The 15,046-nt window shown below is 70.5% G+C and carries 13 protein-coding genes; 2 read left to right on the plus strand and 11 right to left on the minus strand.

The annotated features are described in order from the left end of the window. Nucleotides 1-147: 147 nt before the first annotated feature. The 4 genes from AMYBE_RS0113375 to AMYBE_RS0113390 are packed head-to-tail and all read right to left on the minus strand — an operon-like array spanning nucleotide 148 to nucleotide 4,706. Nucleotides 148-1,383 (minus strand): FAD-dependent oxidoreductase, encoded by a 1,236-nt coding sequence (locus AMYBE_RS0113375; protein WP_020659891.1) that lies wholly within the window; start codon nucleotides 1,381-1,383, stop codon nucleotides 148-150. 1 nt (nucleotide 1,384) lies between these two features. Further along, on the minus strand, nucleotides 1,385-2,608 hold the full coding sequence (locus AMYBE_RS0113380) for a carboxylate--amine ligase (protein ID WP_020659892.1): 1,224 nt from the start codon (nucleotides 2,606-2,608) through the stop codon (nucleotides 1,385-1,387). A gap of 1 nt (nucleotide 2,609) precedes the next feature. Then, the gene (locus tag AMYBE_RS0113385; RefSeq protein WP_020659893.1) at nucleotides 2,610-3,974 is read right to left on the minus strand and encodes a nucleotide sugar dehydrogenase; all 1,365 of its coding nucleotides are present in this window, start codon (nucleotides 3,972-3,974) and stop codon (nucleotides 2,610-2,612) included. 24 nt (nucleotides 3,975-3,998) lie between these two features. After that, the gene (locus tag AMYBE_RS0113390) at nucleotides 3,999-4,706 is read right to left on the minus strand and encodes a polysaccharide deacetylase family protein (protein WP_020659894.1); all 708 of its coding nucleotides are present in this window, start codon (nucleotides 4,704-4,706) and stop codon (nucleotides 3,999-4,001) included. A gap of 827 nt (nucleotides 4,707-5,533) precedes the next feature. Between AMYBE_RS0113390 and AMYBE_RS41595 the strand changes: the two genes are divergently transcribed. Beyond that, nucleotides 5,534-6,313, plus strand: coding sequence for a GAF and ANTAR domain-containing protein (locus AMYBE_RS41595; protein ID WP_020659896.1), 780 nt, complete (start codon nucleotides 5,534-5,536; stop codon nucleotides 6,311-6,313). Nucleotides 6,314-6,562: 249 nt separating this feature from the next. On the opposite strand, the gene AMYBE_RS0113405 is transcribed toward AMYBE_RS41595, so the two are convergent. From AMYBE_RS0113405 to AMYBE_RS0113435, 7 genes are all read right to left on the minus strand, one after another. Then, nucleotides 6,563-7,204, minus strand: coding sequence for a response regulator (locus AMYBE_RS0113405; RefSeq protein WP_020659897.1), 642 nt, complete (start codon nucleotides 7,202-7,204; stop codon nucleotides 6,563-6,565). A gap of 363 nt (nucleotides 7,205-7,567) precedes the next feature. Next, nucleotides 7,568-7,825, minus strand: a complete 258-nt coding sequence (locus AMYBE_RS0113410) for a hypothetical protein (protein WP_020659898.1) — start codon at nucleotides 7,823-7,825, stop codon at nucleotides 7,568-7,570. A 53-nt stretch (nucleotides 7,826-7,878) separates the two neighbouring features. Next, entirely contained in the window at nucleotides 7,879-8,187 is a 309-nt protein-coding gene (locus AMYBE_RS0113415) for a hypothetical protein (RefSeq protein WP_020659899.1), read from the minus strand. Between the two features lie 108 nt (nucleotides 8,188-8,295). Further along, nucleotides 8,296-9,195, minus strand: coding sequence for a carbamate kinase (locus tag AMYBE_RS0113420; RefSeq protein WP_020659900.1), 900 nt, complete (start codon nucleotides 9,193-9,195; stop codon nucleotides 8,296-8,298). Next, nucleotides 9,192-10,187: an ornithine carbamoyltransferase gene (argF, locus tag AMYBE_RS0113425; protein WP_020659901.1), complete on the minus strand. Its 996-nt coding sequence runs from the start codon at nucleotides 10,185-10,187 to the stop codon at nucleotides 9,192-9,194. The genes AMYBE_RS0113420 and argF overlap by 4 nt, the downstream gene beginning before the upstream one ends. 26 nt (nucleotides 10,188-10,213) lie before the next feature. Further along, nucleotides 10,214-11,434 (minus strand): arginine deiminase, encoded by a 1,221-nt coding sequence (locus AMYBE_RS0113430; protein ID WP_020659902.1) that lies wholly within the window; start codon nucleotides 11,432-11,434, stop codon nucleotides 10,214-10,216. 32 nt (nucleotides 11,435-11,466) lie between these two features. Then, nucleotides 11,467-12,885 (minus strand): amino acid permease, encoded by a 1,419-nt coding sequence (locus AMYBE_RS0113435; RefSeq protein WP_154676194.1) that lies wholly within the window; start codon nucleotides 12,883-12,885, stop codon nucleotides 11,467-11,469. A 392-nt stretch (nucleotides 12,886-13,277) separates the two neighbouring features. Between AMYBE_RS0113435 and AMYBE_RS41600 the strand changes: the two genes are divergently transcribed. Next, nucleotides 13,278-14,951: a GAF domain-containing protein gene (locus AMYBE_RS41600; protein ID WP_020659904.1), complete on the plus strand. Its 1,674-nt coding sequence runs from the start codon at nucleotides 13,278-13,280 to the stop codon at nucleotides 14,949-14,951. The last annotated feature ends 95 nt before the right edge of the window (nucleotides 14,952-15,046 follow it).

A 15,046-nucleotide genomic window follows, 5' to 3' on the forward strand; every position in this document is an offset into this window, starting at 1 on the left:
AGCAAGCCATCGGCACCCCGGCCGAAGGGCCGACCGCTCCTGCGGTGGCCGCCGCAGCCAGGTCGAGTGCCGGCCATAGCTGCTGCGGAAGCGCCGGCAGACGAGACTTCGGCCACGGAGCCGACCGCGTGGCCCCCGGCAACGCCGTCACGGCTCAGCCCCGATGACGCGGCCCGCGTCCGGGGACATGGCTGCGGCGGCCACCAAGGCAGTACTGACCGCTCGCGAGGCGTGCGCGGCGCCGTGCACGAACCGCATGACCGGACCGAAACTGGTCGCGACCGCCGGACCGATGAAATACAGGCCGGGCACGGACGACTGGTAGTCGCGGCCTACCTCGACGCCGCCGGCCACCGCGCGCAACCGGGACCGCACCGGCGGTGCGAGAAACTCCAGTCGCCACGGGGCGGGGCGGTAGCCGGTGGCCGCGATCAGGTGGTCGGCCACGAGCTCGGTGTCTGCCCCGGCGCGGTCGCGCAGCCCCAGGCGAACCTCGTCGCCGACGACGCGCGCCTGGGTCACCGTTCGGCCCAGCATGACCGGGAAGGCCCCTTCCACTCGAGGACGCAGCCAGCTCGCGCCGGCCGGGCCGAGCGCGCTCGCCGCCCGCGAGACACGGGTCCTTCGCGGCAGCCGCCGGAACCAGTCCGGGTGGCCGGAGTAGAACCAGGTTCCCCAGCCCGAGCCCAGCGCGGCCTCCGGCTCGCGCAGCCGGCGCCACGGCGAGCGGCCCGACGGGAGCGGGTACCCGTTCCACGACAGCGCGGGCCGCCGTGACACGAGAGTCGCCTCGGCGCCGTTCTCGTGCAGCAAGGCAGCGCATTCCAACGCCGACTGGCCCGCGCCGAGGACGGCTACCCGACTTCCCCGGAAGGCGGAGAGGTCCGAATGGGAAGAGCTGTGCGTACAGACCTCAGACGGAAGCGCGGCCAGCTCGGCCGGGACGTGCGCGAAGTGCTGCACGCCCGCGGCCACCACGACGGCGCCGGCCCGCAGGCATTCACCGTCGGCGAGGGTGACGGTGAATCCGGACTCGCCCGGACGCACGTCCCCGACCAGGGTCTGCTCGACCGGAAGCGCCAGCTCTCGCGCGAACCACAGACCGTACTCGGTGAAGGTTTCCACCGGGACCGGCTGGCCGTAGTGCGCGTACGGCCGCTCGGTGCGCCGGCAGAACTCCGCGAGCGTCAGCCGTCCGTCCGGATCGGACAGGTTCGAGGCGAATCCCTGCGATTTCAGGAACATGCCGTTCGGCATCGACTCCCGCCACAGCTGCATCGGAAGTCCGAACTGGCGGTAGCGCACACCGGCCGCCCGCAGGTGTGCGGCCAGCGACAACCCGTACGGTCCCGCCCCGATGACCACGACCTGGCTTTCGTTCATGTCAGTCATCCCCTCGTTCAGCGCGGCTTCGGTGCAAGGCGAACGGCCGCGTGACCGCACGCCACCCCATGCGCAGGCACATCAGTCCGAACGGCCGCAGATCGTCTCGGGCGAACCACGCGGGCTCGTCCACCGTCCGCAGCGATTCCAGCCAGGACCGCGCATCCAGCTCGCCGCGACGCCAGTAGGTCAAGGCCGCGATCGGGTCGTAGTTCTCCGTCAGAAACGCCCGGCCGGACACTTGCGGGCGTTCGGCGACCGGCTGCCCGGTCAGATCGAGGTATTGGGCGAGCACGACATCGATGCCCGCGGTGTCGCGAAACAGCCGGAACTGGGCGCCCAGCCGGGGGTTGAAATCGAGCAGCTTGTACTGGCGGTCGCGCACGTCGTAACGGAAATCGAGGTCGACGATGCCGCGGTAGCCCAGCCTCGAAAGCAGAGCCGTCGCCGCGGCCCGGAGCGGTTCGTTCGACGCGGCGACGCCGAAGCTGGTCAGCCCCGCGTGTGCGGGATACGAACGCCGCTTGATCCCGGTGAAGGCCGGACGGCACACCGAATCGCGGTCGCAGTAGCCGTGGAAGAACCAGTCGCAGTCGGCGCTGCCGGGGATGAACTCCTGCCAGACCAGCTCGACCGAGGCGCGGTCCGCCGCCCTGCTGGCTTCGTCGAGTTCCCGGGGCGTGCGCACGAGCCGGGTGCCGCGCACCGTACTCGGCGCCTTCCACGGGCTCGCCGCTTTGGCCACCAGCGGAAACCCCGCTTCGCGGGCGAAAGCGGACAGCTCCGTTCCCGACGACGGAACCGCCGTCGCCGGGAACGGCACCGCGAGCCGCCGGCAGAGCTCGGCAAGCGACCCCTTGCCCGCCACCGCTCGCGGAAGGCCGGCGGCGGGCTTCGGGAACTTGAATCTCTCCCGGAGCAGATCGCCCCGTTCGGCGAGGAAAATCGCCGCCGCGTCGTCGGCGGCGATCAGCACCGCCGGCCTGCCGATGCGCTCGGCTACCTCGCCCAGCGCCGCCAGCCGCTGGCTCGACCGGCTGATCCCGGACGACCACACCAGGCATCCGCTCGAATACCGGGACCGCGCCGCCGGCGCCCAGCGATGTTCGTGGACGCCGTAGACGGGCACCCCCGCGCGGCCCAGGCTGCGGATCGCTCCCAGCCCGCCGTGGTGCAGCACGTTGCGGTCGAACTTCAGGACCAGTGCCGGCGTCGAAGTGTCCATGTCACGGCACCACCCGGTGCGGGGCGTCGAACCGGTAGGTGGCGTCGAGCACCTGCGCGCAGCAACCGGCCACCCAGCTGTAGTCGATCTGCGGATGCGCGGTGTGGATCAGGGCCAGGTCCCACCCGGTCTTCCAGGGCTCTGGCACGCTCGTCATCGTCACGCCGTCGCCCGGCTCGATCCGCGGGAGCAGCGGATCGTAGTAGCTCACCCGCGCGCCACGCTCCGCGAGTCCCGCGATGATCGGCAGCGAAGAAGACTCCCGCACGTCCGCCACCCCCGCCTTGTAGCTCGCGCCGACGACCAGGACGCGCGAGCCCGCGAGATCCGTGCCCCGGTCGGCGAGGACCTGCTTCGCCCGCTCGACGACGGTCTGCGGGCGTCGCCGGATCCCGTGCATCGCCTCCTCGATCAGCGGGGCGAAGTCGCCTTGCTGGCGCAGCTGCCACAGCAGGTAGTAGGGATCGCAGGGGATGCAGTGCCCGCCCACGCCCGGGCCGGGGAAGACTCCGAGGAACCCGTAAGGTTTCGTGCCTGCGGCGAGCGTCACCTCGATCGGGTCCACCCCGAGCGTCGAGCACGCGTCCGCGAACTCGTTGGCCAGCGCGAGAGTCACGGCCCGAAAGACGTTCTCGTAGAGTTTCGCGGCCTCGGCCGCGTCGGGAGTGCTCACCAGGTACACGTCGTCGGTCAGGGCGCTGATCACCTCGGCCGCGCGTTTCGCGCACTCCGCGGTCACCCCGCCGACGATCCGGGGCGTATCCCGCTGGACGTGATCGGGGTTTCCCGGATCGATCCGCTCCGGACTGTAGGCAACGTAGACGTCCTGCCCGGGGCGCAGACCGCGCCGGGCCAACGGTTCGCTCAGCATTTCCCGGGTGGTCCCGACGTAGCTGGTGGAAGTCACGATGAAGACCTGGCCCGGCACCGCATGCCGGACGACAGTCGCGCACGCCTCGCGCAGCGCCGAGGGATCCGGCGTGCGTTCCCCGTCGACCGGGGTCGGCACGCACACCACCACGGCACCGGCTTCCCGCAGGACTCGCGGATCGGTGGTCAGCCGAAAACCGGGGCTGGCGCTCGCCCGGGCCAGCCGGCGACGGTCCGCGTCCGCGACGTCCACCTCGGCCGCCTCGATGGCACGGAGCCGAGCCGGATCGTTGTCCAGGCCGATCACCGGCCAGCCGCGGGAGTGGAACCCGAGCGCGGTCGGCAACCCCACGTAACCGAGGCCCACCACGCCGACCGGCGCAGCCCGCATTCCGGGCCCGGCGTACGGTCGCGCCGCCGGATCGAACGCGACCAGCCGGCCGGCCAGCTCCCGTTCCCTGCCGTTGATCGCCAATGTCAGCTGCCGGTGCTTCATGATCTCCGCTCTCCGAGTGCGACCTCACCGCGACCACGGCGGTGTGCTGAACGCGTGGCGCAGGGCTTTGGCCCACAACCGCGGCGACGAATCGGCCTGGCCGATGTAGGTGCGCGGCAGCGCATACGGCCCGGGACCTACGGGAGGCCGTGTCGCGCAGGCGTAGCGGTAACCGGCAGCGCGGACACGGTGCACGGCCGAGCCGCTGACGTCGCCGTACGGGTAGCAGAATCCCTGCACGTCCTGTCCGCTCACCTCGCGCAGCAACCGACGGCTGTGCGCGATTTCCTGGTCAGCTTGCTGGGCTGTCGATTTCGACAACGGCACATGCCACCATCCGTGGCACCCGATCTCCATGCCCGCGGCGGCGACCTCGCGTACCTGGCAGGCGGTCAGCAGGGGCTTGCGAGGACCGTCCGGATCCCAGTCGTTGCGCCCGCCCAGCCGCCCCGCGACGACGAACACCGTCGCGGTGAAGCGGTGGCGTTCCAGCAACGGCAGCGCATTGCGAACGAAATCGACATAGCCGTCGTCGAACGTCAGGCCGACGAGGTGGTCCGCCTTCCCCGCCGAGCGCGCCTGACGCAGTTCCCGGACCGCTACACCGCGCGCCCCTCGCCGGCGCAGCCAGCCCAGCTGTTCGTCGAGCCGCGCCGGGCTGATCGTGATGCGATACGGGTCCTGATCGCAGAAATCCACCGAGTGGTACATGAACACCCACGGCCAACGCACCGCGCCTCCTCCCCCGTGCCGACGCAACGCACGCGGACCAGCTCGTCGCGATCGCCCCGGCGCACCCGAGGCGGCGCAACAAGAAACCGCGCGTTGGCGCGCTGCCTCAGCCGAGAGGGCAGACGGAATTCGAGCCCCGGCGAGGCGGCGCGATCGCGGGATGCGCGCTCGTCAGCGAGAATTGTGCACACCGGAAATCCGATGTGATCGTGCAATGAGCGCCGGCGCTGCATCGGTGGCGAACGGCCCGGCACGGATTCGACATCACGCTTGGCATCAATGGCGTTGCCGGGGTCTTGGGCGGCGACATCCAGGTTTAGACGCCGTGCCAACGATTGTCAAGACACGCCGCGGCCGTGACCGGCGAGGAGCACCGTCCGCGGGCCAGAACCTCTTGCTGCGAGGCGAATCGGACCGGGTGCCCGCTGCCGGCCGTCGCGGGCGGACCGCCGGCCGCGTCGCCTCGCTTCGCTACGGCAAGACTTCCGGCGACAGCGCCCGTCCGTTCGCCGCCACCCCACAGCTTGCGGCTTGCTCCCGCGGCGACGAATTCGAGTGATCCACTCAAAAGCCAGCTGTCGCAGCGTGCATCGCGATCCGCGGAGGCGCCACTGTGGACCACGCTCCGGAAACGGCTGTCCGTGCCGCCATCCGTACGGGTGATTTTCCCGCCGCCACAACGGTCGCGGTGTAGCACGCCGGTATTGGTGAACGATGGTTTGGAGAGGAGCAGAGCGGGTAACCAGGCCGTCCCGCGCGATGCGGAGTCACCCGACGCGTCGCCGGGAGTCACGCGGGACCTGACTCGGGGAGGGTGTGGGAACGCAATGGACAAGCCATCTGCGGCCGGGACTGACGTCCCGGACGAGCTACTGCGCGCCATCGTGGAGTTGGCCGACGGCCAATCCCTCGACCAGGACGCGAACGCGGTGCTGCGCCAACTTGCCGAGCACTGCGTGAAGCTGCTCGGCAGCTCGGCCGCCAGCGTGCTGCTGGCGGGCGAGGAAGCCCCCGAGCTGGCTCCGGCAGCCGCGTCGAACGACAGCGCACGACGGCTCGACACGCTGCAGTTGCGCACCGGAGCCGGGCCGTCCATCGACGCGTTTCACGCCGCTGCACCGGTCCTGGCGAGCGACCTGCGGTCAGCCTCGGCCAGGTGGCCGCTTTTCGTGCGCGAAGCGCTCGCCGAGGGATTCCTTTCCGTGCACACGATCCCCATGCAGAGCAGGCGGCAGACCGTCGGCGCGCTCGCGCTGTACGGAAGGGCCACGGCGCTGCCCGTGTCGGGCGTGCACGAGGCACGAGCCCTCGCCGACGTCTCCGCCTCGGTGATCGTACGCAGGCGCCAACTCCGCAAGTGCCAGCAACTCGCGGACCAACTGCAACGGGCGCTCGACAGCCGGATCGTCATCGAGCAGGCGAAGGGCATCCTCGCCCAGGCCGGCCATATTGCCATGACCGACGCCTTCGAACGTCTCCGCGGCTACAGCCGCCGACGCGACCAGCAGCTCAGCGCGGTCGCCACCGCGCTCGCCCACCATGACGTCCCGCCGCAGGAGATCCTCGACGGCGGCATACCGCATGCGCGAGCCCGCCGAAATTCTTGACGGGTACCCGCTCACGGCGGAGGACATTGCGGCTGGCGCGGGGGATATCGGGGAGCGGGTTCGGCGAGTGCGACTCCGGGCGCGGGCTCCAGTTCCGCGGGGCACGAGCTGCCGCTGCCGTCCGACGGCTCTGGTTCGGCGCGACGGCTTACGGGGCGCGGGGCCGGTCGACGGGTCCGACGGCACCCTCGGCATCGCTGGACGCCCAGCCCAGGCCGCCGGGGGCTCCAACCGGCGCGAGGCGGGACCTCAATCGCCGCGGCCCCGCAGTTCGGTGGCCAGCACCGCAGCCTGCGTGCGCCGCTCCATGCCGAGCTTGGTCAACAGCCGCGAAACATAGTTCTTCACCGTCTTCTCGGCCAGGAACATGCGCTCGGAAATCTGCCGGTTCGTCAGCCCCTCGCCGATCAGCTCCAGCAGCGTGCGTTCCTGATCCGACAGCTGAGCCAACGGACCGCGCTTCTTCTCCGCACTGTCGCGAAGCTTCGACATCAACGCAGCCGCCGCGTGCGCATCCAGCAGCGACTTGCCCGCCCCCACCTCCAGCACCGCCGAAACCAGGTCAAGACCCTTGATGTCCTTGATCACGTAACCGCTAGCCCCGGCCATGACCGCGTCCAGCATTGCCTGCTCGTCGGTGTAGGAGGTGAGCATCAGGCACATCAGCTCCGGCAGCCGCGACCGCAGCTCACGAGCCAGCTCGATCCCGTTGCCGTCCGGCAGCCGCACGTCCAGCACCGCCACATCCGGGCGCAGCGCCGGAATCCGGGCCAGCGCCTGCGAAACATTGCCGGCCTGGCCGACAACCGTCAGCTCCTCCGACTCTTCCAGCAGGTCCGCCACACCGCGACGAACCACCTCGTGATCATCGACCAGGAAAACCCGCAGCATCCGTTCTTCTCGCCTTCTTCCGCTTTTCTCGCTTCGCGGAGGTTTGCCCACCGCGTCGCGTGGTAAACGCCAGGTCGCAGACGACCCAGGTGCCCAGAACGCGGTGGGAACCGGAGGGCGTGCACCCCGAACCCGTCGCCAAGGGCGACTTGAGCAGCCGAAACCGCTGGTCAGCACCCAGCCGAGCCTCGGGCAAGTACCTGAACTGGTCGGTCGACAGTCGACGCGAGACCAGCTACCCAGGCCGCACCGGGCTCCGCACCGCAAGACCTACGGCCGGCTCGCCGCCGACCTCAGCCCGCCCCAGCCGGGCCTACCTCGGCTCAGCCGCTGGTCGTGGGGGGCATAGCCGCGGCCGTTCCGTCACGCCCCGGGGCCTGTCCGGCTGCCCGCAGCGGAGAGGCGTTCTTCGGCGAACGGAGTCAGCAGATCGACCAGCTCCGTTGCGGAAAGCGCCCCGCCCCGGCGCTGCGGCAAGGCAGGGCGCTCGTCCTGGTCCAGGCCGAGCATCGCCATCAACTCGGCTTCGTCCTGCTCGTCGAGTGCGCTGCGCTGCACTGCCCGGGCCGCGCGAGCGCGCGCCTCGGCGGTCGGTTCGGCGCTGACAGAGCTGTCGATCATGGTGCTCCTGACGTCTGGGCGTGCGCATTCCCGGCACGCGCCACTATGCGGATTCAACGGTTCGCTGCCACGGCAGAGCGGTTGAGCAGGTCGGACAGCTGCACGAAAGCTTGTTCAAGGGCAGCCTCGAAGGTCGGCCGGATGGCGCGGATCTCCACGAGCCGGCCGCGCAGGGTGGCACGCACGTCGGTGAGCACCGCGTCGGCCAGGGCCGGGTGCGTGGTCCGCCGGCCGACGACGGCGAGCGCACCGATCTGGTGCGCCGCGCAGACTTCGCGCGCGTGGTCGAGAACGTCGTCAAGCACTGCCGGGTCGATGCCGGGACCTACCTCGGCGGAGACCTTGGCGGGGGAAATGTTCACCGTTCAACGATGCCTGGCCGGAAGCCGGTTCTGGAGGGGTACTTGGTCCTCTGGCTGCTCGCCGGAATGCCTTCTCCGCCGGACCGCGGAGCGCCGGCGCCGCCGTCATCATCCGCGGACGACCGTCCCGGCGGTGCCAGCGGCCAGTTCCGTCGCCGCGGTGAGGCGACCGATCGCGGCGAACTTTCCGCCGCCCTCGACGAACCGGCACGCGGCGTCGACCTTCGGTCCCATCGACCCGGCAGGGAAACTCCGCGACCGCAGTTGCGTGCAACTCGCCTCCCGGATTGCCCGCGCCTGCGGCGTGCCGAACCCGTCCTGCACAGCGTCGACGTCGGTGAGCAGCAGCAGCGCGTCAGCATCGATCGACCGGGCGACGAGGGCCGCGGTGCGGTCCTTGTCCACGACCGCCTCGATCCCGTGCAGCCCGTCCGGGCCCGCCGCCACCGGAACCCCGCCACCGCCCGCGCACACCACGATCGCGCCGGCCTCCATCAGCGTCCGGACGCTCGGCAGCTCGACCAGCCCGACCGGTTCCGGCGACGCGACCACGCGCCGCCAGCCGGAGCCGTCCGGCCGGACCTGCCAGCCGCGTTCCGCCGCGAGCCGGTCCGCGGCCGCCCGGTCGTACACCGGGCCGACGAACTTGGTCGGCCGGGACAGCGCCGGATCGTCCGCGCGCACCAGCGTCCGGGTCAACAGCGCGACCGCCGGTCGCCCGGTGGCGTTCTGCAGCGCCTGCACCAACCAGTAGCCGATCATGCCCTGCGTCTGCGCGCCCAGCACGTCGAACGGATACGGGCGGGACAGCGCGGGATCGCGCTCGCTCTCCAGCGCCAGCAGGCCGACCTGCGGCCCGTTGCCGTGGGTCAGGACGAGTTCGTGCTCGCGCGCCACCGGGGCCAGCGCCGCCGCCGCGGCGAGCACGTGCGCTTCCTGGATCTCCGAGTCGGCCGGCTCTCCGCGTTCGAGCAGCGCGTTCCCGCCCAGCGCGACGACGATCCTCATGCGCCCGCGGTGGCGACGAGAACCGCCTTGATCGTGTGCATCCGGTTTTCCGCCTGGTCGAACACGACCGAAGCAGGCGATTCGAACACCTCGTCGGTGACTTCGAGCGCGTCGAGCCCGTACCGTTCGCCGAGCCGCCGCCCGACCGAGGTGTCCCGGCCGTGCAGCGCGGGCAGGCAGTGCAGGAACTTCACCTCCGGGTTCCCGCTCGCCTCGAGCACCTTCGCGTTCACCTGGTAGGGCAGCAGCTGCTCGATGCGCGGGCCCCACGCCTCTTCCGGTTCGCCCATCGACAGCCACACGTCGGTGTAGAGGAAGTCCGCGCCTTCGACGCCCTCCGCGACGTCCTCGGAGAGCAGGATTTTCGCGCCGGACTCGCGTGCCAGCCCGGCCGCGGTCTGCCGGATCTCCTCGGCCGGCCACAACGATTTCGGCGCACAGATCCGGACGTCGAGGCCCAGCAGCGCCCCGGTGACGAGCAGCGAGTTGGCGACGTTGTTGCGCCCGTCGCCCAGATAACAGCAGGACACCTCGTCCAGCCCGGCCGGCGCGTGGTCTCGCATGGTGAGCACGTCGGCCAGCAGCTGGGTCGGATGCCAGGTGTCGGTAAGCCCGTTCCACACCGGCACCCCGGCGTACGCGCCGAGGGTTTCAACGGCTTCCTGAGAAGAGCCGCGGAATTCGATGCCGTCGAACATCCGGCCCAGCACGCGCGCGGTGTCCTTCACCGATTCCTTGTGCCCGAGGTGGGATTCCTCGGGGCCGAGATAGGTGATGTGCGCGCCCTCGTCGTGCGCGGCGACCTCGAACCCGGACCGGGTCCGCGTCGAACTCTTCTCGAAGACCAGCGCGATATTGCGGCCGGCGAGCCGCCGCATCCGCGCGCCGGCCCGCTTCTCCTGGCGCAGCCGGGCCGCGAGTTCCACGACGGAACGGAATTCCTTCGCACTGAGGTCGGTGTCCTTGAGCAGGTTTCGGCCGTGCAGATTCATCAGGTGCTCCTGGAGGTCGGCGGTGGTCAGGCGGGGTCGCGTTCGATCGGGCAGCTCATGCAGCGCGGGCCGCCCCGGCCGCGGCCGAGTTCGCCGCCGGGCACGGTGATCACCTCGACCCCGTTCTTGCGCAGCATCGTGTTCGTCGCGACATTGCGGTCGTAGCCGACGACTACGCCCGGCGCGACCGCGAGGTAGTTGTTGCCGTCGTCCCACTGTTCCCGCTCGGCCGCGCGGACATCCTCGTCGGTGGACAGCACGGTGACCTGCTCGACGCCGAGCGGGCGGGCGAGCGCGTCCCAGAGACTGTCGTTCTGGCGGACCGCCAGCGCACCGGGCTCGGCGCCCGCGGTGAGCGTCCACGAACGCAGCCGCCGGTCGAAATACGGGTAGAGGACGAACGTCGCCTCGTCGACCATCGTCATCAAGGTGTCCAGATGCATCATCGCGTGCGAGCGCGGCAGCTCGGCCGCGATCACGGTGTGCGCCTGACCGCGGTCGAACAATGCGCGGGACAGCAGTTCGACCGCCATCGGCGTGGTCCGCTCGCCCATGCCGACGAGGACCGCCCCGCCGCCCAGGACGTGCACGTCGCCGCCTTCGACGGTCGCCGGGAAGTACTCGGCGTCGTCGTCGCCGAAGTACGTGGCGAACCGGGCGGAGGCGAACATCGGATGGTAGCGGTAGACGGCGCGGGCGTGCAGGGTTTCCCGCTGCCGCGCGGGTTTCGCCATCGGGTTGACCGAGACGCCGCCGTAGATCCAGCAGGAGTTGTCGCGCGGGAACAGGTGATTCGGCAGCGGCGGCAGAAGGAAGTCGTCGGCGCGCAGCGTGTGCCATTTCAGGCTGCTCGTGCGGAGCGGGTGCAGATCGGCCTTTACCACACCGCCGATCAGCGATTCGGCGAGGCTGGCGCTGTCGAGGTCGTCGAACAGCTTGCGCAGCGGCGGCACCAGCGCCGGCCCGACCGCCCGCGGGGTGCAGACCCGGTCGAGCACGAACGCGCGGCCCTCCGGGAGGTCCAGGGTTTCGGCCAGCAGCCGGTCGAAGTAGTGCACCCGCACGCCCTGCTCGCGCAGCGCCTCGGCGAAGACGTCGTGCTCTTCTTTGGCTTTCTTGGCCCACATGACGTCGTCGAAGAGCAGTTCGTGGACGTTGCGCGGGGTCAGCCGGGCCAGCTCCGGGCCCGGCCGGTGCAGGATGACTTGCCGAAGCCGCCCGGTCTCGGATGCGACAGCGAAGCTCATGGCAGCAGTGCCTTTCGTTGGGCTGACGGGGCTCACGCGGCTCGTGGCCAGTGGCCGCCCTGGTCGGTGTCGTCGGCCTGGGCCAGGCGTTTCGCGCTCGCTGCGGCGCGGCCCTTGAACAGCGCGTGCAAGACCAGGCCCGCGAGCAGCACGAGCATCGCCTCGTATACCGCGGCGTATCCGGCGGCAAAGGTGACCCACAGCGAGAAGAGCACCGCGGCGGCCGTGATGGCGAGGTCGCGCACCAGCAGCCAGCGGTGCACACGGCGGTTGCCCGAAACGAGGTAAGCCAGCTGGGTGCAAGCGGACAGGAAGTACGGGATGGCTACCGTGACGACCGTCAGATTCACCAGGAAAGAGAAGACCGTCAGGCCGGTTCCGGAGGTGTAGCGCCAGACCATCAGCAGCGACGGCAGCAGCGCCGCCAGCAGGATGCCGAACCACGCGGTGTCCTTGCGGTCGGTCCAGGCGAACGCGCGCGGGAACAGTCCGTCCGCCGCCGCGGCGCGCGACACCTCGGTCGTCACCAGGGTCCACCCGTTCAGCGCGCCGATCCCGGAGATCACGGCCAGCGCGGCGACCAGTTTCCCGGCCCAGCTGCCGCCCGGCAGGATCGCCTCGAAGGCGGGCACGAACGGAGTGCCGCTCGAAACGAGGACGTCGTGTGGGACGAGTCCCATCACCGCCGCCGACACGGCCAGGTAGACCACCGCGCTCGCGCCAGTGCCCAGCAAGGAGGCGCGGCCGACGTTACGGCCCGGATCGCGCACCCGCTTCGCCGTCACCGCGGCCACCTCGACCCCGATGAAGGCGAACAGCGCGACGCCCGCGGCGACCCCGACGGCGCCGTAGAGGCTGCCCCCGGAGGCGTTGAACGCGCCGAAGTTGGCCTTCGTCACGAAGAACCAGCCGACCACGCCGACGAACAGCAGCGGCAGGAACTTCAACGCCACGGTGACGTTCTGGAACCACGCCATCTGCCGCACCCCGGCGAGGTTGATCGCTGCCGGTATCCACAGCCCGGCCAGCGCGATGCCGACGTTCACCCACACCGATGGATTCTCGATGCCGGACAGCGACTCCACGTAGAGCACCCACGACGCGACGATCGCCGCATTCCCCGCCCACGCCGAAACCCAGTAGCACCAACCGACCAGGTAACCGGCGAAATCGCCGAACTCGTGCCGGGCGTAGGCGTACAAGCCGCCGTCGGTGTTGGGCACCCGCCGGGTCAGCTGTCCGAAAAGGATGGCCAGCAACGCCGCGCCCGCCGCGATCACGCCGAGTACGACCAGCGAACTGGTCCCTGCCCCGGCCAGCACCGCCGGCATGGTGAAGACGCCGGTGCCGACGATGCTGCCGGCCACCAGTCCGGTGGCCGAGGTCAGCCCGAGCGTCCGGCTGCGATGCGCGGCTGGCTCGTCCTCGTTCACTTCTTGTGCTCTGCGCATCTCTCTCCTGTCGCTGGTGGCCTCCCGCCATGGAACCCGCGGCATCCTGATGCGGGCAGAGGTCTTTGGGCCCGGGTCCGGACTCGAAGGTCATCCGGGGGTTCGCGCCAGCCGGTCCGCCGAGGGCCAGCTCACCAATCGCGGCCGGCGCCGAGAGCGCGATCTCCAGTGCCCCGGCAACTAGCCGCGCCTTTGCCGCCGAAGCTGATCAAGCCGAGCACCGCGCAGGCTCGCGGCCAAGGCCGCCGTGGGTCTTGCAGGCGCAGCGCGGGAATCCGAGGCCAGGCGTGCCGGAGGAACGCTGCGGTGTTTGACCGCTTCGCAGCGTGGTAACCCGTGGTTCGCCAAGGAGCTGCGTGCACACAACGCTGTGAGGACGAGAGGACTCGGTCGTGGGCGAAACGCGCAACGCCCGGTTGACGTTTCCGGATCTCCCCCGGATGGAACTGGACCAGCTCCTCGGGCAACTCGTCGAGAGGGCCGAGGAGGTCATGGCCACGCAAGGCCGGCTCCGCGGCCTGCTGAAGGCGAACCGGATAGTGACCGGCGACCTCGCGCTGCCGACGCTGCTGCGCAGGATCATCGAAGCCGCGCGGGACCTGATCGGCGCCCGCTACGCCGCGCTCGGCGTGCTGGGACCGGACGGACGGCTCGCCGAATTCGTCCACACCGGCATGGACCCCGAAACCGTGGCGAAGGTGGGCGATCTGCCCGCGGGCAAAGGACTGCTCGGCGCCCTGATCGACGACCCCCGCCCGATCCGCCTCGCACGCATTTCCGACGACCCGCGCTCGAGCGGATTCCCCGAGCAGCATCCGCCGATGGACAGCTTCCTGGGCGTGCCGATCCTGATCCGCGACACCGTGTTCGGCAACCTCTACCTCACCGAATGCGATCATGGCGAATTCACCGGCGAGGACGAAGAACTTGCCCTGGCCCTGGCCGCGACCGCGGGCCAGGCAATCGAAAACGCGCGCCTCTACGCGACCTCGCGCAAACAGCAGGAATGGCTGCAGGCCACCGCCGCGATCACCCGCGACCTGATCACCCCAGGCAAGGACCGCCCGCTGCGCGCGATCGCCGGCTACACCCGCGATCTCGCCGAGGCCGACCTGGTCGCCATCCTGCGGCCTTCCCGGCGCCGCGACTGCCTTCGAGTCGATGTCGCGGTCGGCGACCAGGCCGACCGTATCGCCGGACGCGATATCCCGCTGAACACGACCCTCATCGGCGAGGTCTACCAGTCCGGCGTACCTCGTGCCGGGTCCTGGCAGGACCAGCAGTCCGCCGAGATCGCCAGTCTCGTCCGCGTCGACGCCGTGCTGGCGGTGCCCTTGACCGGCGACAACGGCGTCAACGGCGTGCTGACCGGCGCCCGCGCGCCCGGCCGCCCCGGCTTCTCCGACGAAGACCTGACGATGGCCGCGGCGTTCGCCGCGCAGGCCTCGGTGTCGCAGTCCCTGGCCGGGGCCCGCGCCGAACAGCAGCGCAACGAACTGCTCGAGGACCGGGACCGGATCGCCGCCCGGCTCCACGAGCACGTCATCAACCGGGTCTACGCCGTCGGCCTTTCCCTGCACACGACCCTGGCCCACGCCAAATCGCCGCTGGTCGCCCAGCGCCTTCAGGCCGCGATCAGCGAGCTTGACGACGTCACCCTCCAGATCCAAGACGCCGTCCTGCAACTCGACGACCTGCCCAATCGCGGTGGACAACCCCTGCGCGAACGCATCCAGCACCTTCTCGACGAGACAGCCACGTCGCATACGGTGTCGACCCACTTCTCCGGCAAGCTCAACCAGATCACCGGCCAGCTCGCCGACGACCTGCTCACCGCACTCCGGAAAGGACTCTTGGTCGGGGCGGCCGGGAACGACCCGGCCGAGGTCGAGGTGACCATCGACGAGGAGCGCGTCTTGCTGAAGGTCACCAGCGCCCGGGCCGGCGGCTTCGACCCCGCCGAGGCCGACCGGGTGCGCGCGCTCGCCGAACGGAACGGAGGCACCGCCGATATCACGCCCACCGGGATGACCTGGACCGTCCCCGGCCCGGCGACAACCCGTTGACCGGCCGCGCGCCGCCCGCGCCGCGACACTGCGCCTGACGAGCCACGCTCGACCGAATGGCCCCCGGCGCCTGGCCAGCGCCTCGAACTTGAGCT

It is taken from the genome of Amycolatopsis benzoatilytica AK 16/65 (assembly GCF_000383915.1).
Classification (GTDB): domain Bacteria; phylum Actinomycetota; class Actinomycetes; order Mycobacteriales; family Pseudonocardiaceae; genus Amycolatopsis; species Amycolatopsis benzoatilytica.

What these genes read in the sequence shown, in the direction of transcription:
- AMYBE_RS0113385 (WP_020659893.1), bottom strand. Translation starts at nt 3,974, where the DNA reads ATGAAGCACCGGCAGCTGACATTGGCGATCAACGGCAGGGAACGGGAG.
- AMYBE_RS0113410 (WP_020659898.1), bottom strand. Translation starts at nt 7,825, where the DNA reads ATGATCGACAGCTCTGTCAGCGCCGAACCGACCGCCGAGGCGCGCGCT.
- AMYBE_RS0113420 (WP_020659900.1), bottom strand. Translation starts at nt 9,195, where the DNA reads ATGAGGATCGTCGTCGCGCTGGGCGGGAACGCGCTGCTCGAACGCGGA.
- AMYBE_RS0113430 (WP_020659902.1), bottom strand. Translation starts at nt 11,434, where the DNA reads ATGAGCTTCGCTGTCGCATCCGAGACCGGGCGGCTTCGGCAAGTCATC.
- argF (WP_020659901.1), bottom strand. Translation starts at nt 10,187, where the DNA reads ATGAATCTGCACGGCCGAAACCTGCTCAAGGACACCGACCTCAGTGCG.
- AMYBE_RS41595 (WP_020659896.1), top strand. Translation starts at nt 5,534, where the DNA reads ATGGACAAGCCATCTGCGGCCGGGACTGACGTCCCGGACGAGCTACTG.
- AMYBE_RS0113375 (WP_020659891.1), bottom strand. Translation starts at nt 1,383, where the DNA reads ATGAACGAAAGCCAGGTCGTGGTCATCGGGGCGGGACCGTACGGGTTG.
- AMYBE_RS0113435 (WP_154676194.1), bottom strand. Translation starts at nt 12,885, where the DNA reads ATGCGCAGAGCACAAGAAGTGAACGAGGACGAGCCAGCCGCGCATCGC.
- AMYBE_RS0113405 (WP_020659897.1), bottom strand. Translation starts at nt 7,204, where the DNA reads ATGCTGCGGGTTTTCCTGGTCGATGATCACGAGGTGGTTCGTCGCGGT.
- AMYBE_RS0113380 (WP_020659892.1), bottom strand. Translation starts at nt 2,608, where the DNA reads ATGGACACTTCGACGCCGGCACTGGTCCTGAAGTTCGACCGCAACGTG.